This window comes from Rothia amarae, from assembly GCF_042677725.1.
Taxonomy (GTDB): domain Bacteria; phylum Actinomycetota; class Actinomycetes; order Actinomycetales; family Micrococcaceae; genus Rothia; species Rothia amarae.
The window spans coordinates 124824-145624 of sequence record NZ_JBHUCN010000014.1; the positions used below are offsets into that span (position 1 = coordinate 124824).

At 52.7% G+C, this 20801-nt stretch carries 16 protein-coding genes and 1 pseudogene; 14 read left to right on the forward strand and 3 right to left on the reverse strand.

Going from position 1 to position 20801, the window contains the following annotated elements:
* Positions 1–80 precede the first annotated feature (80 nt).
* Positions 81–1502 carry an aldehyde dehydrogenase family protein gene (locus tag ACFR81_RS09555; RefSeq protein WP_343875628.1) on the reverse strand — a complete coding sequence of 474 codons (1422 nt, stop codon included), beginning with the start codon at positions 1500–1502 and terminating at the stop codon, positions 81–83.
* A gap of 166 nt (positions 1503–1668) precedes the next feature.
* On the opposite strand from ACFR81_RS09555, the gene ACFR81_RS09560 reads away from it, so the two are divergent.
* Entirely contained in the window at positions 1669–2583 is a 915-nt protein-coding gene (locus tag ACFR81_RS09560; protein WP_151146567.1) for an AraC-like ligand-binding domain-containing protein, read from the forward strand.
* 67 nt (positions 2584–2650) lie between these two features.
* Here ACFR81_RS09560 and ACFR81_RS09565 read toward each other — a convergent pair whose 3' ends face one another.
* Both ACFR81_RS09565 and ACFR81_RS09570 read right to left on the reverse strand, forming a co-directional pair.
* On the reverse strand, positions 2651–4546 hold the full coding sequence (locus ACFR81_RS09565; RefSeq protein ID WP_343875626.1) for an FAD-binding monooxygenase: 1896 nt from the start codon (positions 4544–4546) through the stop codon (positions 2651–2653).
* A gap of 217 nt (positions 4547–4763) precedes the next feature.
* A pseudogene (locus ACFR81_RS09570) lies at positions 4764–5102 on the reverse strand (hypothetical protein); the annotation flags it as partial.
* 90 nt (positions 5103–5192) lie between these two features.
* Here ACFR81_RS09570 and ACFR81_RS09575 point away from each other — a divergent pair.
* The 13 genes from ACFR81_RS09575 (at position 5193) to pheT (ending at position 20707) form a co-directional block, all read left to right on the forward strand.
* A complete protein-coding gene (locus ACFR81_RS09575; protein WP_343875624.1) occupies positions 5193–6674 on the forward strand; it encodes a fumarylacetoacetate hydrolase family protein in 1482 nt (493 codons plus the stop codon).
* A 31-nt stretch (positions 6675–6705) separates the two neighbouring features.
* Positions 6706–7398, forward strand: coding sequence for a GntR family transcriptional regulator (locus ACFR81_RS09580; RefSeq protein WP_151146574.1), 693 nt, complete (start codon positions 6706–6708; stop codon positions 7396–7398).
* Between the two features lie 27 nt (positions 7399–7425).
* Positions 7426–8946, forward strand: a complete 1521-nt coding sequence (hpaE, locus tag ACFR81_RS09585) for a 5-carboxymethyl-2-hydroxymuconate semialdehyde dehydrogenase (RefSeq protein ID WP_151146577.1) — start codon at positions 7426–7428, stop codon at positions 8944–8946.
* An 87-nt stretch (positions 8947–9033) separates the two neighbouring features.
* A complete protein-coding gene (hpaD, locus tag ACFR81_RS09590; RefSeq protein WP_343875619.1) occupies positions 9034–10146 on the forward strand; it encodes a 3,4-dihydroxyphenylacetate 2,3-dioxygenase in 1113 nt (370 codons plus the stop codon).
* Positions 10147–10328: 182 nt separating this feature from the next.
* Positions 10329–11114: a 2-oxo-hept-4-ene-1,7-dioate hydratase gene (gene hpaH, locus ACFR81_RS09595; protein ID WP_343875616.1), complete on the forward strand. Its 786-nt coding sequence runs from the start codon at positions 10329–10331 to the stop codon at positions 11112–11114.
* A 5-nt stretch (positions 11115–11119) separates the two neighbouring features.
* Positions 11120–11965, forward strand: a complete 846-nt coding sequence (locus ACFR81_RS09600; protein ID WP_377148850.1) for an HpcH/HpaI aldolase family protein — start codon at positions 11120–11122, stop codon at positions 11963–11965.
* 109 nt (positions 11966–12074) lie between these two features.
* Positions 12075–12914 carry an iron uptake transporter permease EfeU gene (efeU, locus tag ACFR81_RS09605; RefSeq protein ID WP_145174939.1) on the forward strand — a complete coding sequence of 280 codons (840 nt, stop codon included), beginning with the start codon at positions 12075–12077 and terminating at the stop codon, positions 12912–12914.
* Between the two features lie 49 nt (positions 12915–12963).
* Entirely contained in the window at positions 12964–14142 is a 1179-nt protein-coding gene (gene efeO, locus ACFR81_RS09610) for an iron uptake system protein EfeO (RefSeq protein ID WP_068168099.1), read from the forward strand.
* A gap of 9 nt (positions 14143–14151) precedes the next feature.
* The gene (gene efeB / locus ACFR81_RS09615; protein ID WP_068168102.1) at positions 14152–15480 is read left to right on the forward strand and encodes an iron uptake transporter deferrochelatase/peroxidase subunit; all 1329 of its coding nucleotides are present in this window, start codon (positions 14152–14154) and stop codon (positions 15478–15480) included.
* Positions 15481–15598: 118 nt separating this feature from the next.
* The gene (locus ACFR81_RS09620) at positions 15599–16141 is read left to right on the forward strand and encodes a hypothetical protein (RefSeq protein ID WP_068168106.1); all 543 of its coding nucleotides are present in this window, start codon (positions 15599–15601) and stop codon (positions 16139–16141) included.
* Between the two features lie 177 nt (positions 16142–16318).
* Positions 16319–16897 (forward strand): hypothetical protein, encoded by a 579-nt coding sequence (locus tag ACFR81_RS09625; RefSeq protein WP_068168109.1) that lies wholly within the window; start codon positions 16319–16321, stop codon positions 16895–16897.
* A gap of 130 nt (positions 16898–17027) precedes the next feature.
* The gene (pheS, locus tag ACFR81_RS09630) at positions 17028–18152 is read left to right on the forward strand and encodes a phenylalanine--tRNA ligase subunit alpha (protein ID WP_145174948.1); all 1125 of its coding nucleotides are present in this window, start codon (positions 17028–17030) and stop codon (positions 18150–18152) included.
* A gap of 2 nt (positions 18153–18154) precedes the next feature.
* Positions 18155–20707 (forward strand): phenylalanine--tRNA ligase subunit beta, encoded by a 2553-nt coding sequence (gene pheT, locus ACFR81_RS09635; protein ID WP_151146592.1) that lies wholly within the window; start codon positions 18155–18157, stop codon positions 20705–20707.
* Positions 20708–20801 lie beyond the last annotated feature (94 nt).

Below are 20801 nucleotides of genomic sequence, written 5' to 3' on the forward strand. Positions count from 1 at the left end.
CTAGATATTTCATGAATTCTCCTTAATGCCCAGAGAGCCAACCAAGCATCTTTGCTCAATTGGCTCTCTGAGTTATTTATTTAGCCGTTGATAATGTGGGGGACACCCAGTTGCTTCAAGCCTTCGAGCCCGAATTCAACACCGAATCCGGATTGTTTGATGCCACCGAAAGGTACTCGCGGATCGATTGCTCCGTGATCGTTAATCCAGGTTGAACCTGCTTCTAGTTGAGCTGCTACTTCGCGAGCGCGTTGCCGGTCAGAAGACCAGATGGAGCTACCCAAACCTACTTCAAGTTTGTTCGCTTCTTCGATCGCCCAGTCGAGGTCGCTGTATCGAATAATTGGTAGAACAGGACCAAATTGCTCTTCGACCACCAGCGGATGGTCGGGGTCAATATCTGCAATCAGGGTGGTGGGGTAAAAGTTACCTGGTGCATCGTAGTCCGGGTTGGCTCCCATCAAAACACGTGCTCCTGAGTCGCATGCTGACTTGACGAGGTCGTCCACAATCTTGAACTGCATTTGGTTCTGCAAGGGGCCCAGTACGTTGTTTTCATCAAGACCATCGCCCATCGGCATTTTCTGTGCGACGTCGGTAAGGGCCTGGCAGACCTCTTCGTAGAGAGCATCTGGTACGTACAGGCGTTTGAGCGCTGCACAGGTCTGACCATTATTCAAGAACGCGCCCCAGAAGAGAGTTTCAGCGTGCTCTTTTACATCAAAATCATCGAGGATGATACCGGCGTCGTTGCCGCCGAGTTCCAGCGTGACCCGCTTAACCGTGCCGGAAGCTGCAGCCATGATTTTCTTGCCGGTAGCAGTGGAGCCGGTGAACATAATTTTTCGAATATCGGGGTGCTTGGTGATGGCTACGGTGGCCTCATCATCGGTGAGCAGAGTCTGAAGGATATGTTCTGGGAGCACCGAATTCATGACATAGGTTAGCGCCAGAACACTGAGCGGTGTGTAAGGCGATGGCTTCACAACGATAGTGTTACCCATGCGAAGAGAAGGTGCAATCTGCCACATAGTAATCATCATGGGCCAGTTCCACGGCCCGATTGCACCGACGACGCCGAGGGGGCGGTATTCCATGGTGGCGTATGTTTGCCCGTCGTCCACAAGTACTTCTGGGGCTAGTTCTAGGGCTGCAGTGGTGCGAAGCCAGGCTACACAGGCACCCACTTCAAAGCGGGCGTTGGGCCCGTTGAGCGGTTTGCCCTGTTCGCGGGAGAGGAGCTGGGCGAGGGGCTCTGCTACTGCTTCGATGGCGTCTGCGGCTTTGTTGAGGTAATCCTGACGATCGGAATGCGAGACTTTCGCCCACTCTTTCTGTGCCGTCTTCGCGCGCTCTACGGTGGAGTTGAGCTCATCTAGGTTTTTGACGCTCACGTATCCTACGGTTTCGTCGGTGGATGGATTGCTAATGGGTGTTCCTGCTGAATCGTTTGCGCCGATTGCTTCGAGGAGGTCCTCAAAGGTGGTGGGAAGTGCTGACATGTTTTCTCCTTGAATCTATTACTTAGACTGATTGTCGTGGAGAAACCCAGTGTTGATGTTGTCTGAACGTGCAGAGCGTTTGGTTTTAAGTGTGTGCTGAATCACTCATGAGGTGATAAGAAGTGTAAGATATTCGAATGAACATTCGGTCAGGAAAGGAGAGCATGTGAACCTCGAAGAATGGCGGGCGGCAGTTTCAAAATCTTTTGCCCCCCTCCATATATTTGCTGACCGTCCTGATGAATTTCAGGCGAAAATAACTGAAGTCCAGCTCGATAATGTTCATCTCTACGATATGGAAACCAGCGCCCATCAGGTCTTGCGAGATTCTTCGCTCATTGACGACACCCAAGAACCTTTCTGCAAAATGTCCCTTCAGTTACGCGGTGAGTGCCAACTTATTCAGGACGGGCGAAGTTGTACATTAGTGCCCGGTGACTTGGGAATTTATGTGACCCAACGACCCTATGAGCTAATCTATCCTTCCGAGCAGGCAAGTCTCGTCATTATCTTCCCTTTACGGATGATGCAAATGAGCCCGGACCATATCAACCTCATAACAGCAACACCGGTGAGCAGGAACAGCGGGCTGGGGCGGGTCGCTGTACCCCTTTTTGAACAGCTCGCGCAAAATATGCAGATGCTGTCGGGTCCTCACGCCCTCGCGTTAGTGAAATCCGCCCTCGATATCCTCGTCACCGTCCTCTCCGCAGAATCAAGGGAAACGGCAGGAGACACCGGCGGCACGATCATTTTTCACCGCGCCGTCTCATATATAGATGCCCACCTGGACGACGAAAATCTCAACCCCACCACAGTAGCCCAGGCACTCTTTATTTCCCTGAGGCAGTTGCATACTCGTTTCTCGGAGAGGCAGCTGACGGTTTCCTCTTATATTCGCCGGCGCCGTCTGAATGCAATCCGGGAAGATCTCAGCAACCCTCTGCTCGGTCACGAACCAATTCACACCATTAGCGCGCGGTATGGCCTCCATGATTCTGCGTATGTGAGCAAGGCGTTTAAGCAGGAATTCGGGGAAAGTCCCGCCGCATTTCGTAAACGAATCCTCGACGGGCAATAAAGTGGAATAGCAAAAGGCGGCTGGTTCCTTTCGAAACCAGCCGCCTTTACCTTTTACGAAAATGGATTTACTTGACGGGCGCTAATGCTCCCTCAAAGTAAGCGCAAATCCCCTCGAAATCATTGAGCGGTAGAACGGCAGCAACATATTGATCGGGGCGAACAATCACGACGGCGCCGTCCTTGCTAATGCCGCGAAGGTCAAAAATATTATTTTCAGGAATAACCGAGTAAATTTTCTCCCAGTAATCCAGACCCAGCTCGCCTACCGGAGGGCGGAAAATTTCTGGTACTTCTGGACAAGTGAAAGTGGTGTACTCGCTCTGATAGATAACGTTAGGTTCTATCAGGGTTGAAATATCATCGCCTTCTTTGCGGAACTGCACGAAGGGGGAGCGGGGATCATGAAGTAGCTTCTCTGCAAGAGCATCTACCGTGGACTTTTCCTGCACCGGTGCATCATCAGCAAAGACATAGAGCCGATAACGACCGTCGGCTTTATGTTCATGTCCCAGATGGCGGACATAGGCATCTAGCCGGCGCATGACTTCCGCGGACCGGAATCGCTTACCGATAGGGAAGCCGGTAGCAAGATTTTGATGCTCAGCGGTCGAGGTAATCATCGACGGTTGATATTCGGTCATAAAGCCTGCGGGGAATTCCGCCGTCTTGACGTAAAAATTTTCCAGATACGCTGGATCGGGTAACTGATCGGCAGGAGTTGCCATCAGAGTGGACCACTCTTTATCGAAATCAATCAGGTTCTTAGCGATTTCCTGGCGCTCGCCCGAATAGGTATCGAGAAGAGAAGATGGAGCTCGCCCCGAAAGAACCTGACCCAACTTCCAAGCGATATTCCAGCCGTCTTGCATCGAAACGTTCATTCCCTGACCAGCTTTGGCAGAGTGGGTATGGCAGGCATCTCCTGTAATAAAGACACGCGGGCACACCGCCCCGCGGTCGTCCGGGTTGACGTCATCAAAGTGGTCAGTGAGGCGGTGCCCCACCTCGTACACCGAATGCCAGGCAACCTGCTTGACGTCCAAAGAGTAGGGGGTGAGAATCGCGTTGGCCCGATCGATAATCTGTTCGATGGTGGTTTCTCGGACGCGGTGGTTATCGTCTTCGGGTACTTCGCCGAGGTCGATATACATGCGTACCAGATGCCCGCCTTCACGAGGAATATGGAGAATCGATCCGTGCTTGGAGCTGATGGCACATTTGGTGTGCATATCGGGAAAGTCTGTATTTGCTAGAACGTCCATGACGCCCCAGGCGTGGTTAGCAGACATGCCGGTGAGCGTTCGTCCGATTGATTTACGGACGCCGCTACGGGCGCCGTCGCAACCCACTACATATTTAGCGCAAACGGTGCGTTCTTCGCCTGCTCGTTCACCGGCGACGTACCGAAGATGCACTGAGACGGGGTATTCGTTGGTGCCATCTTTGTCAATGTCTAAGGAGAGGAACTCAATTCCATAGTCGGGGGTGATACGCCCCGGAGAGCGTTCGGCAAACTCTCTAAAGTAATCCAATACTCGTGCCTGGTTCACGATGAGGTGGGGGAACTCAGATATATTGTTGGGATCATCGGGGGTTCGGGCGGTCCGAATAATGTTCTGGGGGTTTTGCGGATCCGGTTTCCAGAAGCACATTTCGGTGAGATGGTATGCCTCACGGATGAGTTCTTCGGCAAATTCAAAGGCCTGGAAAGTTTCTACGGAGCGTGCCTGAATGCCGTCTGCTTGGCCCAGGGGTAGGCGTCCGTCCCGTCGCTCAATCAGGCGGGTATTGATGTCAGGAAACTGAGAAAGCTGTGCTGCTGCAATCATGCCCGCAGGGCCAGAGCCCACAATCAGAACATCCATTTCATCAGGGAGTTCTTCGGAGCGGTTCTCTCCATATCCTGCAGGAAATTCGACGCGCGGGTCTATTGAAACGTATCCGTTGTGGTGAAAATGCACGGTTACTCCTTTGTTTAGTGGATCGTCTTTGAGCGGTGGCGACGGTGACATCGCTCAGTTAGAAGGGGCTGGTGAATCGGTTAGTGGTTGAGGATCGGATTGGAATGGTTCTTCTGGTGAAAGATGAAAGGTGATTGAGCCTGCACCTGCTCGTGCGCAAGACCAAGGGGAATACCCGAGCGATCTCTGAGAAGAAGAATTGAGATGAGACTGATTGCATCAGTACTATTTTGCGGCCGAACTTATCGCCAAAATGGCCAGCGAGAAACGCGCCTAGGGGGCGAAAAAGAAAACTCAAACCCACGGTGGCGAAAGCAAGAAGTGTAGCAGCCTGTGGACCAAGGGGTTCGAGAAAGAGGGTTGTGAAAACTAGGCCGGCAGCAGAGGCGTAGAGAAAGTAGTCGTACCATTCGATGCTGGTGCCAATGACAGTTCCCGCCACGACACGGCGTTGTTCTTTGCGCTGAGCTACAGTCCGTAAAGCGGCTGTGGTGGTTGTCGGATCATGGTATGCGGCCACGATACCTCCTTGTGTGTGGGGCTGAAGCGCACTCATGATTTGTGACGTACACTACTTGCTAACCTTGTTTGGATAATATACGATTTCAAATAAGATTCCAAGAGATTTCATGATAAGGCTCACAAAATGGTCGAGATTAATCAGCAAAAATTTCAACAAGAAACCGGCAAAATCATTGCGGTGCACGTGGCATATGAGTCCCGCGCCCAACAGCGCGGTCGGCGTCCTCAACAACCTTCCTACTTTTTCAAACCAACGAGCTCACTCTCATTTTCTGGGTCTTCTGTAGAGCGCCCCGCGGGAACGGAACTGCTTGCCTTTGAAGGGGAAATCGCTCTTATCATCGGTAAGGTAGCTCACCGGGTCTCGCTGGAAGACGCCTGGAGCCACGTAGGATATGTCACCGCCGCTAACGATCTAGGTATCTATGACTATCGTGCCGCGGATAAAGGATCAAATGTCCGCTCCAAAGGTCGCGATGGGTACACCCCGATTGGCCCTGAACTGATAGAGGCATCAGCAGTCCGCCCAGATGAGCTGCGGATTCGTACCTGGGTTAACGGTGAACTTCGCCAAGAAGACACCACTGAAGACGAGCACATGATTTTTTCGCTTCCCCAGTTCGTCGCTGACCTCTCTCAACATATGACTCTGGAACCCGGCGATATTATCCTCACCGGCACACCTGCCAAATCTTCGGTGATTGCCCCTGGCGATACCGTAGAAATTGAAGTCGATGCCCCTGCAGCCAACGGCAACCTCACCAGCGGCAAGCTAAAAACACAGGTGGTCGCAGGAGCAGGCAACTTTGATTCCGCGATCGGAACCTTACCCTCTACTCATGAAACTCAGATTGAAGAAGCCTGGGGCTCTCGTGAAGAAGCAGGATTACCCCCTAAACCATCCCTTACCGCAGAGACCCGCGCACTTTTGGAAACAATCCCCACCGCCGGGCTCTCTGCCCAGTTGCGCCAGCGCGGTCTGAACAATGTCGTCATTGAAGGGGTCTACCCTCAGACTCCCGGCACCAAAATGGTAGGTACAGCTAAAACCCTGCGTTTTGTGCCCAACCGCGAAGACCTCTTTAAGAAGCACGGCGGGGGATTCAACGCCCAAAAGCAATGCTTTGATGCGGTCAAAGATGGTGAGGTCATTGTCATCGAAGCACGTGGGGAATCTGGTTCGGGAACGCTCGGAGATATCCTCGCCCTGCGCGCCAAAAACAACGGGGCCGCAGGTGTTGTTACCGACGGCGGGGTTCGAGACTACTCAGCAGTTCAAGAGATTGGACTACCCGTTTTTACCCAGGGTGCACACCCTGCGGTTCTTGGGCGTAAGCACGTACCGTGGGAGTCTGATGTAGCTGTGGCATGCGGCAACGCGACCGTGCTCCCTGGCGACGTCATCGTAGGTGACGACGACGGCGTCATCGTCATTCCCCTCGAACTGGTCGATGAAGTCGCACACGACGCCCAAGCCAAAGAACACCAAGATTCCTGGGTAGCTGAGCGCGTAGCCGAAGGCTACCCCGTCGATGGACTCTTTCCCCCTGTAAGAGAATGGAAAGAAAAATATCAGCAGTGGCTCAAAGAAAATCCCGTCCACTAGCTGAAGACAAAGCCGAAAGATTTTCTCCCCTATGACGAACACGCCACCCCTGACCACCACAAGTACCGAGCTTTCCAAAGCACAACTGGCATATCTGTGGATTAAAGAACGAATTACCAGCGGAGAGTTCACCCCTGGCTACAGACTGGTTCTTTCCACTATTGCCACAAACCTCGATATGTCCGTTGTGCCGGTACGAGAAGCCGTACGCCGTTTAGAAGCTGAAGGGATCGTAAATTTTGAGCGCAACGTCGGAGCCAGCGTTGCGATGGTTGATGAATCAGAATACCGAGTGATTATGGAAACCCTCGGCGTGCTGGAAGGAGCGGCAACCGCGTTGTCCTTCGCCTACCTTACCGACCGGGATCTCGCAGTAGCACGATCCATCAATCGGGAAATGGAGCAATCACTGGCAAATTTTGACCCCAAAACCTTCACCCAGAAAAATCAAGAATTTCACCAAATTCTCTACTCCAAATGCCCCAACCACCGACTCAGCGAGCTTGCAGATTCTGAGTGGGAACGGTTGAACAATATTAGAACTTCATCGTTTTCATTTGTGCCAAACAGGGCTAGAGAATCAGTTGCAGAGCACTATCAATTACTCGATCTCATTGAGACTAGTTCTACGGGGCGAGGCATTGAAGAAGCTGTGCGAGCACACCGCACCGCTACCTTAGAAACGTACCTTACTAACCACTGGAAGACCCACCGAACCCTCTAGATTCAGAACAAACGAAGGAGTTTGACGATGACCACCGAAACCATCACTGATCGCAAAGCTGCACAGCCCGCTGACTTGCCAGAGAAGATTCAGCACTATATCAACGGGCAATTTGTCGATTCAATCGACGGTGATACCTTCGATGTACTCGACCCAGTCACCAATAAGCCCTATATCAAAGCAGCCTCCGGCAAAAAAGAAGACATCGAAGCAGCTGTTAAAGCAGCTAAAGAAGCCTTCAAAAACGGCCCCTGGCCCACGATGCTACCTCGCGAACGCGCTCGCATTCTGACCAAAATCGCAGACATCGTGGAGTCCCGTGAGCAAGTTCTTGCCGAAATGGAATCCTATGATTCGGGTTTGCCTATCACTCAGGCGAAGGGCCAGGCGCAACGCGCCGCAGAGAATTTCCGCTTCTTTGCAGATTTGATTGTGGCTCAGTCAGATGACACCTTCAAGGTACCGGGGCGGCAGATTAACTATGTCAACCGTAAGCCTATTGGCGTTGCGGGTTTGATTACCCCCTGGAATACGCCGTTCATGTTGGAATCCTGGAAACTGGCCCCTGCGTTGGCCACCGGCAACACCGTTGTGCTCAAGCCTGCTGAATTCACACCGCTTTCGGCATCACTGTGGGCAGGCATTTTTGAAGAAGCAGGCTTGCCCCAAGGCGTGTTCAACCTGGTGAACGGGTTTGGCGAGACCGCAGGCGATTCGCTGGTGAAGCATCCTGACGTTCCTCTGATTTCCTTCACCGGCGAGTCCAAGACCGGCCAGATTATCTTTGGAAATTCAGCACCCTTTCTCAAGGGTCTTTCCATGGAGCTCGGCGGCAAGTCACCGGTTGTAGTCTTTGACGACGCCGACCTGGAAACCGCCGTCAACGCCACCATCTTTGGTGTGTTCTCTTTGAACGGCGAGCGTTGCACTGCCGGTTCACGCATTATCGTCCAGCGTGGAATTTACGATGAATTCGTTGAGCGCTATGCGGCTCAGGCTAAACGAGTTAAGGTAGGTCTTCCCTCGGATCCGAAAACCGAAGTCGGGGCGCTGGTGCACCCCGAGCACTTCGAAAAAGTGATGAGTTATGTCGAACTCGGCAAGGAAGAAGGCCGACTGGTTGCCGGTGGCGGACGCCCCGAAGAGTTCCCCGAGGGCAACTTTGTGCAGCCCACTGTATTTGCCGACGTCGCTCCCGACGCTCGTATCTTCCAAGAAGAAATATTTGGTCCTGTAGTAGCCATTACTCCTTTCGATACCGAAGAAGAAGCACTCGAACTTGCCAATAACACCAAATACGGATTGGCAGCATACATCTGGACTTCTAATCTGCAGCGTGCCCACAACTTCTCCCAGGCAGTAGAAGCGGGCATGGTATGGCTGAACTCCAACAACGTTCGTGATTTGCGCACCCCCTTTGGCGGAGTGAAGGCATCCGGGCTCGGGCACGAAGGTGGCTACCGCTCCATCGATTTCTATACCGACCAGCAAGCCGTCCACATCAACCTGGGTGAAGTTCACAACCCTGTTTTCGGCAAAGCCGACTAAACCACCGAAGGCGCTTATGCCAAATACACCGTTCTGGTTGAGGTCAAAGAAGCCCCGAGCCAGAACACTAGATAAGAAAGTAAGATCATGGCACCAGAATTTGTCAGCTACGACGTCGTTACCCCAGATGCAGATGCACCCGATGTGCTGCGTTGTGCATCCATGGAATTAGTCGTCACCGACTTGAAACGCTCACGAGATTTTTACGTAGATGTGCTCGGCCTCGTCGGCACCGAAGAAGACGACGACGCAATCTACCTGCGCTCGCTCGAAGAATTTATCCACCACAACCTGATTCTTCGTAAAGGCGATACACCTGCGGTAGCAGCCTTCTCCTACCGCGTTCGCACTCCTGAAGACCTCGATAAAGCAGAGAAATTTTACGCTGCGCGCGGCTGCGAAGTACGCCGCAACAAAGAGGGATTTGTTAAAGGACTGGGCGATTCAGTACGAGTCCAAGATCCGCTAGGGTTCCCCTACGAATTCTTCTACGACGTCGAACACGTAAAGCGTCTGTGCTGGGACTACCATGTTTACACCCCCGGCGCTTTGGTCCGCTTGGACCACTTCAACCAGGTCACCCCTGATGTTCCCAAGGCAGTTGCCTACATGGAAGACCTCGGATTCCGCGTGACCGAAGATATTCAGGATGCAGAGGGTACCTCTTACGCCGCATGGATGCGCCGTAAGCCCACTGTCCACGACACCGCAATGACCGGCGGCGATGGTCCCCGCATGCACCACGTAGCATTCGCAACCCACGAAAAGCACAACATCATCGCAATCTGCGACAAACTAGGTGCTCTTCGCCTCTCCGACCACATTGAACGCGGCCCCGGGCGTCACGGCGTCTCCAACGCCTACTACCTCTATCTGCGCGACCCAGACGGTCACCGCGTAGAAATCTACACTCAGGATTACTACACCGGTGACCCTGACAACCCCCGCGTGACCTGGGATGTCCACGACAACCAACGTCGCGACTGGTGGGGTACGCCCGTCGTACCTTCCTGGTACACCGATGCCTCCCGTGTACTCGACCTCGACGGCAACCTCATGCCCTTGTCCGAACGCACCGACGACTCCGAAATGGCACAAACCATCGGAGCAGATGGCTTCTCCTACACCCGTAAGGAGGAGGGCGAAGAGTCAATGCCCGAGTGGAAGCAAGGCGAGTACAAACTGGGGCACCAGCTCTAACAGGGCTGTTATACCTATAAACCTACTGGATAGAGGTGTGCGGGGAAATGCTCCCTCCCTCACGCTGGGCCCTCGGTCAGACAGAGCCCCGCGCATCTCTACCCATCCGGTACATCAGAGTATTAGCCCTGTGGTTTGCTCTGCAGCCTCCGTTTCATCCGTTGTCCATTTCAAGGAAGAACATGCTCACCGAAGAACAACTCACCACGATTGCAGATAATCTGGCAGAGGCTGAGAAGTCTCGGACCATGATTCCCCGCCTCACCGCCCAATACCCAGAGATGACAGTAGAAGATTCCTACGCGGTACAAAACACCTGGCGAGCACGGGGCGAGGCCGCAGGACGCCGCCTGGCGGGGCGAAAAATTGGGCTCACCTCCAAGGTGATGCAGGAAGCCACCGGCATTACTGAACCTGATTATGGTGCAATTTTTGCCGATCAAATATTTGAGAACGGATCAGTGATTGAACACGCCCAATTCTCGAACGTACGCATCGAGGTGGAGCTAGCGTTCGTCCTCAAAGATGATGTGAAGGGGCCAAACACCACCATTTTTGATGTGCTCAAAGCTACTGACTATGTGGTTCCCGCGCTAGAAATTTTGAGCTCACGGATCGAGATGGAAGGCCGCACCATCGTCGATACCATCAGCGATAATGCCGCACTCGGTGGCATGATTTATGGCGGAACTCCCATAGCTCCTGATGCGGTAGATTTGCGATGGATTTCGGCACTCTTGTATCGCAACGAAACGATTGAAGATACTGGGGTTGCGGCTGCGGTGCTGAACCACCCTGCGATGGGCGTGGTGTGGCTGGCTAACAAACTTGCTCAGCACGGTGATTCATTGAAGTCGGGAGAAATAATATTGGCTGGGTCTTTCACCAAGCCAATGTGGGTTTACCCCGGAGACACAGTGCATGCTGACTATGGTGATTTGGGGTCAATTTCATGTCGCTTCGAGTAAAAAAGATGCTGGCGGATGAGGCAAACCACCCCGTCCCCGGTTTGCCTCCCAGTTTCAAAGATCTTTTCAGCCCTGCTGCCCAGCAAAATTCTGACGCACCGGTCACTGGACTTTTTGTCTGCTCAGGTGATGCAGGAGTCGCAGAGATTTGTGCCGGAGCGGGTTTTGACTACCTTCTGATTGATGGTGAGCATGCGCCGCTGTCGTTGCAAAACATCCAGAATCAACTCCGTACTGTAGCTGCTTACCCAACGCTGGCTCTGGTGCGCGTGCCCTCCAATCATGAAGTCACCATTAAGCAGTATCTAGATTTGGGTGCTCAATCCTTGCTTGTACCTATGGTCGATACTGCCGACGACGCGCGTGTAGCCGCCGCTGCGGTGGAATACCCCGGCTCCGGCGTCCGAGGAGTGGGGTCGGCGCTTGCCCGTTCGGCCAGGTGGAACCGTGTGCCTCAGTATCTAGCGAATGCCCGCGCATCGATCTCTTTGGTGGTTCAAATCGAATCTGCTGAGGGAGTCAAAAACGTCGATGAGATTTTGGCGGTGGAGGGTGTTGATGCGCTTTTCATTGGTCCTTCAGACCTAGCAGCATCGATGGGGTATTTAGGGCAGCAGAATCATGAAGAAGTTGTTTCTGCTGTTTTGGAGGTCATCAAGAAAGCGAATGAGCGCGGCAAAATCGTGGGTGTGAATGCCTTTGATCAGGAGCAGGCGCAAGAGTATCTCCTCGCGGGAGCGGACTTTATTAACATTGGTGCGGATGTGGCACTTTTAGCGCGAGCAACCGAGAATTTAGCGCAGTTATGGCGCCGCGATCAAGGCGGTAAGCAGATTACCTCCAGTTACTAGAATTAGCGCATGAAAATATACCTAAATATTTGGAGATAAAGATGTGAGGGTCGTATCATTAGGTATGCCTCAGTAAAAGCTCAGGTAATCCTAGAGAAAGCACCTCATCGTGTTTCAAAATTTCCTCATCGGTCTGCGAGAAGGACTGGAAGCAGCCCTCATCGTAGGAATTTTGATTGCTTACGTTCGCAAAACAAACCGCGCATTTTTGCTACCTAAAATTTGGATGGGTGTTTCGCTGGCGATTCTGATATCGCTAGGATTTGGAGCTTTCCTGACTTTCGGACCCAACGGTCTCACTTTCGAAGCACAGGAAGCAATTGGTGGCGCGCTGTCTATCATCGCCGTGGGGTTTGTGACGTGGATGATTTTCTGGATGGCAGAGAACTCACGCAATCTCTCCAAACAACTGGGACAGCGTATCGATGCGGTGGAAACTAGCACCTGGGGAGTCATTCTTCTGGCGGCTCTTTCAGTAGGTCGAGAAGGACTCGAAACGGCGCTGTTTCTCTGGGCAGCATCGCAATCAGCAGGTTCGGGCTCATTGGCGCTCGTCGGTGCCCTTCTTGGTATCCTCCTCGCGGTACTTCTTGCCTGGCTTTTGATGCGCGGTGTCCTTAAACTGAACCTCTCAAAATTTTTCAAGTGGACAGGCGCATTTCTTATTTTTGTAGCGGCAGGGGTTCTTGCCTACGGTGTGCATGATCTTCAAGAAGCCGGTATTCTGCCCGGACTGCACCACCTTGCTTTCGATGTATCGGAAACTATCCCGCCGACGTCGGTCGCAGGCACACTCCTCAAGGGAATTTTCAATTTTTCCCCGGCAACCACCTGGCTGGAAGCCATCGTCTGGGTACTTTATGTAGCTATTGTGCTGACCTTCTTTGTCCGCTCCTACCGTGCTCCCAAAGTCTCACCTAAGACTGCCGTTGCGAGCGTCGCTTCTTAATTTTTCTTTCTCACATCTCTATCACCCCATTGAATTTCAAGGAAAAACCGTGAAAAAACCTCTCCTTATTTCAGGTGTGTCTGTCTCCCTGCTAGCAATGGCGCTGACCGGGTGCACTCCGAATAACAAGGGTGCCAGCGATTCAGACGGCACCGTATCTGTTACTTCCACCGCCTCCGAATGCAAGCTCTCTACCACCGAGGTAAAGGCAGGAAAGACTACCTTCTCCGTGAAGAACGACGGTAACGAAGTAACCGAATTCTACGTTCTGGCAGAAGATGGATTGCGTATTCTCTCCGAAGTAGAGAATATTGGCCCGAGTATTAGCCGTGATCTCACGGTGGAACTTGCCGAAGGTAAGTACAAGACTTCCTGTAAGCCGGGCATGGTGGGCGACGGCATCGTGGGAGATCTAACGGTTACATCGAACCCCGATGCCACCGCTGTTTCTGCTGATGAGCAGGCTCTGCGCGATACCGCCATTTCCCAGTACACCTCCTATGTCAAGGACCAGGTAGAGCAGCTCAAGACCGCTACTGGTGACTTCGCCGAAGCATATCAGTCTGGTGACTTCGAGAAGGCGCGTGTACTCTACCCCCAGGCGCGATTGCATTTCGAACGTATAGAACCTGTTGCTGAGTCATTTGGCGATCTTGATCCCAAGCTAGACGCCCGCGAAGCCGACGTTGAAGAAGGCCAGGAATGGACCGGATGGCACAAGATAGAAAAAGATCTCTGGCAGCCTAAACCTGCTGAAAACGATGGCAAAACCTACACTGCCCTCACCGATGCTGAACGCGCTAGAGTTGCCGAACAACTGGTCACCGACACCAATTCCCTCTACGAGAAGACCCGCGATGTCGATTTGACGGTGGATCAGATTGCTAACGGCGCCAAGGGTCTCCTTGATGAAGTTACCGCATCTAAAGTCACCGGTGAAGAAGAAATCTGGTCGCATACAGATCTTTCGGACTTTCAAGGAAACGTTGACGGCGCTCGGGTAGCTTTCGAAGATCTTCGCCCTATCGTGGAGAAAAAAGACTCTGAATTAGCGTCCAACATCGACGAAAAATTCAAAGACGTGCAAACTCTCCTCGACCAGCATCGGGAGGGCGAAGGATTCGTGTCTTACACCGAGCTTAGTGAAGACCAAGTGCGTGAACTATCCGACTCTATTGATGCCCTCAGCGAGCCTTTGAGTAAGCTCACCGGCGTCGTTGTCTCCTAGAAGAATCCCATGAATACTGAACCGAATCCCATTCACCAGCCTGTTTCATCGTCTGACGAAAAAACTTCAGGCGTCAGTCGTCGAGCTGTCTTCGGGGGTGTGGCTGGAGCAGCTGCGCTCACCGGCGCGGTGGCGGGCGGCTATGCCTGGGGAAACCACCAGAACTCATCCGAGGAAACTGTTTCCGACTCCTACGAGTTTTGGGGCGAACACCAGCCTGGAATAGATACCCCTGTGCAAGACCGCCTTCATTTTGTGGGGTTGACGGTCAAGACCGAGAAAGTGGAGCAGCTGGTTAAGCTCTTTAAAGACTGGTCTGAGGCGAGCGCGCGGTTGATGTCGGGGCAACCGGTGGGGGAGGAAACCTCCTATAAAGCGCCGCCGGATGACACCGGTGAAGCGCTAGACCTTTCTGCTTCGCACCTGAGTATCACCTTTGGGCTAGGTCGATCTCTATTTGTTGATGAGCAAGGTAACGATCGGTTCGGTCTGAAAGACCACATGCCCGAGGGTCTCATTGACGTGCCCCATATGAGTGGGGACATGTTGGAAGAGGCTCGTAGCGGTGGTGATTTGTGCATTCAAGCGTGTGCCGATGATCCTCAGGTTGCCGTGCACGCTATTCGTAATTTGGTGCGTATTGCTTCAGGACGCGCGGTCGTTAAGTGGAGTCAGCTAGGGTTTGGGCGCACGTCCTCCACCAGTACCCAGCAGGCAACTCCGCGCAATTTGTTTGGGTTTAAGGATGGTACTGCCAATCTTAAAACTGAAGAGCCGGAGCTTCTTCAAGAACACGTGTGGGTGGATACCCAGGATGAGAAGGAACCTGCCCAGTGGATGGCAAGCGGCTCATATTGTGCCGTGCGTCGAATCCGCATGATGATTGAAACCTGGGATAGGGCGCCTCTTCAGGAGCAGGAAGATATCGTGGGCCGCACTAAAGTCAGTGGCGCGCCGCTTTCTGGCGGAGGCGAATTTGATGCTCCCCAGTTCGACATGCAGGGCAAAAAGGGGCCGATTATTCCGGTTGATTCTCACGTTCGACTGATGCACCCGCAGATGAATGGGGGAGTGCAGATGCTTCGTCGCGGATTCAACTATACGGATGGCACCGATGGTTTGGGCCACCTTGATGCGGGGCTGTTTTTCATAGCCTATGTGCGGGATCCTCGCACTCATTTTGTTCCGCTATTGCGCACGATGATGCGTTCTGATGCACTGAGCGAATACTTACGTCATACTTCAAATGCGTTGTTTGCTATCCCACCGGGCTGCAAAGACGAGAATGATTTCATTGCATCAGGTTTATTCAAAGCGGCGAAAATCGCTATTGATTGAGACGACGGCGTAACGAAACGGCGAAAACTCCTGGTCACGGCGTACTTAAGGTATTTTATAAATCACATACTTATTCAGTTTGTGCAATGAAGCACAACGCCGATATCAGGAGTTCACTGTGTCTATTCCTCCACCTCAGAACCAAAACCCCGGTTATAGCCACGCACCGAGTGATACTCAGGCTATATCCATCGAAAATAACTATCCCGCCACGGGTGCAATCTATCCCCCCGGACAGCATCCTCGTGTGAAGTCCTTACTGTCTCTTACTCTAGGGTCCGCTACGGTCTTCGCCCTCACTCAGATTTTGGGTATTTTTACTCCTGTTCAAGAGTCGGGGATTACGCTGAGCGCCAGTAGCGACTCCGGAGCTTTTCAGACGGATCCCCTCCTTAGCGGTATCTTGGGTCTGGTCATTGGCCTTGCGCTCTACGCCCTGGTGTACAGCCTAATCAAGAAGGGTAAAAAATCTGGTCGAATCACCGGCATCGTGTTTTGTATCTTGGGCACTATCGGTGCTTTCTTCGGTATCTTTGGTTTGCTCTTTATCGAGATGCCGTGGGGGCTGCTTTCCACCATCGTGTATCTGGCATTTTTTATCGTCAATATTTTCTGGCTGATGCGTGCATTCCACTCTGATACGAAAGCTAACTTGGTCTAACCAAACCCCGCGTGACCTACGAGGGCCTCCTCACCACTTCATCCCCGCCCCAGCGGGGATGAAGTATTTAAGCACGAAAAATATGCTCAAAATATTTGGAATCAATGATGCAACAATGGGTTTCGGTCGATACCCTTAAAGGACAAAACTACGTACTTCAAGCGTTGGGAAAATACAATGGCACCGTCTAAAACTGAATTACTGCACGAAAGCGGTTATGGAACTAGTTCGACGTACGGGGACTACAACACCTACCAAGACCAAGGTTTCTCCAAGCAGCAAGACCAGGCAATCAATCCGTTTGCAACCAACGCAGGGTACGCCTTTAGCCCCTCGCCACGTACTCCGAACCCCGCTATCCAGAAATCTCAGTGGGTTTTGTTGGGGTCTGCTCTTTGTTTCGTAGGTGCCATCATCTTGGGATTTACGCAAAATGCTCAAATTGCTGCAAGAATTGGTAACCTATCCTCCGGCGCAGCCATTGCTGCCGGAGTCTGCCAGGTGATTACTGCCCTCTTCCTTTACGGGCTCGTTGCCTATCTCATGAACCGCCGCGAAAATAACGGGCGTATGATTGGCATTGCTTTTTCTCTCATCGGAATCGTGATGGGGATTATTTGGGCAGTCTTCGGTTTTTTCAGCGGAAACATTCTCGGTGTAATTGCGGCAGTACTTTGCTCGGGCGTCGTACTCTTCAACTGCATCTGGCTCTATCAGACTAACCAGCCCAAGCTCCATCGTGGACTGCGTAAATAAAGTTTGAGTTAGCTCATCTTTTGAACCAGTAGGTGGGCGCGAATCGCAAGACTTGCGCCCACCTACTAAACTAGGGAACGAATGAAACTGGGCTCAGCACCCAGCCACCGCGTTAAGAGATGAGTAATTCATGAGCGAATCTTTGCCCCAGAACGCAAATACGCCCGAATCATATCGGATTCTGGCGAATATCAAAGATGTTCTGGAAAGTTCTGAGAACGGGCTCGACACCGTTCGTCAGGCATTTACCGACGAATTTGAACGAGCCAACACAGCAATCAAAGAACATTCAGCTTCTTTCGACGAGCTGAAAGAAACACGTTTGGCATTCTTGGGGGATAAGGGTTCATTTACCCTTGCCAACAAGCAGATGCGCGAATTGAGCAAAGAACACAAAGCTGAGGTTGGCAAGCTCATGGGTCAAGCCCGCGGCCGCCTCACCAAAGCAATTGATGCTCGCACTCACGAACTAGAAGAAGAACGCGACGCTCGCATTCTTGTGGAAGAAGCGGTCGACGTCACCGCAGCATCACCTCGCCGCCCCCTAGGCGGACGCCACCCCTTGGGTATTCTCCAGGAACGCCTCACCGATACTTTCGTGGCGATGGGCTGGGAAGTTGCAGACGGCCCAGAAATCGAATCCGAATGGTTCAACTTCGATTCCTTGAACTTCAAGCCGGATCACCCCGCGCGCGAACTACAAGATACTTTCTTCATCGAACCTGCAGAAGCACACCTGCTCCTTCGTACTCATACGTCTCCGGTTCAGATGCGCTCGTTGTTGACCCGCGAGTTGCCCGTCTACGTCGTCTGCCCCGGTCGCGTGTACCGCACCGATGAACTAGACGCTACCCACACCCCGGTCTTCCACCAGATTGAAGGTCTGGCTGTTGACAAGGGACTGACTATGGCCCATCTCAAAGGCACTTTGAACCACATGGTGAAAGAAATGTTTGGCCCCGAAGCGAAAATTCGCCTGCGTCCTAACTACTTCCCTTTTACCGAACCATCTGCTGAGCTGGACCTCTGGCATCCCGGCGCTAAGGGCGGACCCCAGTGGATTGAATGGGGCGGCTGCGGCATGGTGCACCCCAATGTATTGCGCGCCGCGGGTATTGATCCTGAAGTCTATTCAGGCTTCGCATTTGGCATGGGTATCGAGAGAACTCTGATGTTCCGTAACGATGTTCCCGACATGCACGACATCATCGAAGGCGACATTCGCTTCAGCCAGCAGTTCGGAATGGAGATTTAATAATGCGTATCCCACTTTCTTGGTTGCGTGAATACGCACCGGTCCCTGCAGATGCAACTGCCGAAGACGTCATGGAAACTCTAGTGACTGTCGGCTTTGAAGAAGAAGCTGTTCACCGCCCCACCGATGAACTTTCCGGCCCGATTGTGGTGGGTCAGGTTCTTTCGATGGAACCGGAAACTCACTCCAACGGTAAGACAGTGAACTGGTGCCAGGTTCGGGTTGTTCCTGAAGGGCAGCCTCAGACTCTCACTGGAAAAGGAATCGAAGAATCAGGCGTTCAGGGCATTATCTGTGGCGCCCATAATTTCAAGGTAGGGGACAAGGTCGTTGTTACTCTTCCTGGCGCTGTTCTGCCCGGCGGATTCGCGATTACCGCTCGTAAGACCTACGGGCATAAGTCCGCCGGCATGATTGCTTCGGTACGCGAACTGGGCATCGGCGATGACCACAACGGTATCCTCGTACTTTCAGATATCGGGTTAGATCCAGAAATCGGTACGGATGCTATGGAACTTTTGGGGCTCTACGATCAGGCCGCTGAAGTTAACGTGACACCGGATCGCGGTTACGCCTTTTCAATCCGAGGAATCGCCCGGGAATACTGCCACGCCACTCACACTGAGTTTGAAGATTTTGTATTGGACCTGGCAGAGCGTGCACCGGCTGCAAATAACTCGGGATTGCCCGTTGAAATCTCCGATGAGGCACCCATCCACGGGAACGTTGGTTGCACACGCTTTGTAGCGCGACAGGTTTCCGGAGTAAATTCCGCTGCACCGACCCCCACCTGGATGTCGTCCCGACTCCGCTTGGCTGGTGTCCGCTCCATTTCGCTTCCCGTTGATATCTCAAACTACGTGATGCTGGAGACTGGACAGCCTCTGCACTTTTACGATGCAGACAAACTGGACGGCGGAATCGTCGTTCGCCGGGCGCGCACCGGTGAGAAGCTCACGACACTTGACGATAAGACTCGGGAACTGAACACTGAAGATTTGCTCATCTGCGATCAGTCAGGCCCTATTGGTCTTGCTGGCGTGATGGGTGGGGCGACCACGGAAACTTCGTCGGACACCACCACCATCATTATTGAAGCTGCTCGTTTCGATGAGGTGTCCATCGCTCGTACCTCTCGCCGCCACAAGCTTTCATCCGATGCTTCAAAGCGTTTTGAACGCGGAGTGGACTTCAAGCTGCAAGCAGCAGCAGCTCAGCGAGCGGTTGACCTTTTGGTTGAACTTGCAGGGGCAACGGTGGAAGAAGGTGTCACCGATTTCAATAACACGGTGGAGAACGAACCCATCGAGCTGCCTACCGGTTACACCTCTGCGCGAGTTGGCGTAGAGTACTCGGAAGCTCAAATTGTTGATGCTCTCACTGAAATCGGTGCCGAAGTAGTATCCTCCGGGGAAAATTTCAAGGTAACAGCTCCTTCGTGGCGACCAGATATTGCCGATAAGGAAGATCTCACCGAGGAAATCGCTCGCCTGGTAGGTTATGACAAGATTCCTTCTACCCTTCCCGTTGCTCCTCCCGGTCGCGGTTACACCGACGAGCAAGTCGCACGACGTCGGGTGCTCGATGCGCTTGCCGCGGCAGGTATGACCGAAGTTCAGGCATACCCATTCGTTGCACAGACTGCTAATAACCTTTGGGCGGCTCCCGAAGCGGGTCAGAAGCTTGAGTCTATTAAGCTGGCAAACCCCATTGCTGAGACCCAGGCATGGATGCGCCGTTCTCTGATGCCCGGTTTAGTAGAGGTATTCAAACGCAACCTTTCTCGTGGCTTCAAGAACTTGGCGATTTTTGAATCAGGGCATGTATTTATTCCCGGTTCTCAGACCGGTTCAACACATATCCCAGGGCTCGGCGTCAAACCTGGTGACGACGTCTTGACCGATCTCAACGCTGGTATTCCCTTTCAGCCGCGCTACGTTGCCGGTTTGTTTGCAGGAAATGAGCACGCTGAAATGCCGGGAACAACGGCTCGTGCCTACGATTGGCGCGATGCATTGGATGCAGTTCAGCTGATTGCAGATGCAACAGGGACAGAAATCAGTGTGGTTCAGGGAACGCACCAGGCGTTTCATCCAGGTAGAACGGCAGAATTGCGCAACTCCGAGGGTGAAACCTTAGGATTCGCGGGGGAACTTCACCCCAAGCTACTCAAGGATAACGATTTGCCGGAGCGCACGTGTGCCTTCGAAGTTGATTTCACTCGTATGCTCAACGACAAATCCGACCGGGTGGAGGCATACGGTATCTTCGGTTACCCCGCAACTAACCAGGACGTAGCGTTAATCGTTGACGCTACCGTTCCCGCTGCAGAAATCTCAGCTGCTCTCGCTGAAGGCGCAGGAGATTTGCTGGAAGATATTCGGGTCTTTGACGATTATCGGGGGGTGGGAATCGAAGAGGGCAAGAAATCTGTAGCATTTGCGCTACGTTTCCGTGCTGACGATCGCACGCTCACCGCCGAAGAAGCCTCGGCATCTCGTGAAGCTGCTATTGCAGTTGCTGCCGAACGTTTTGGAGCAGTTTTGCGCGGCTAAAAATCCTTGGATTCTCTTCTTTGAAGGAGGATAGGGCGGTGTTCTTCAACCGAAGAACACCGCCTTTTTTCAGTTATCCCTTGTAGACTGTAGT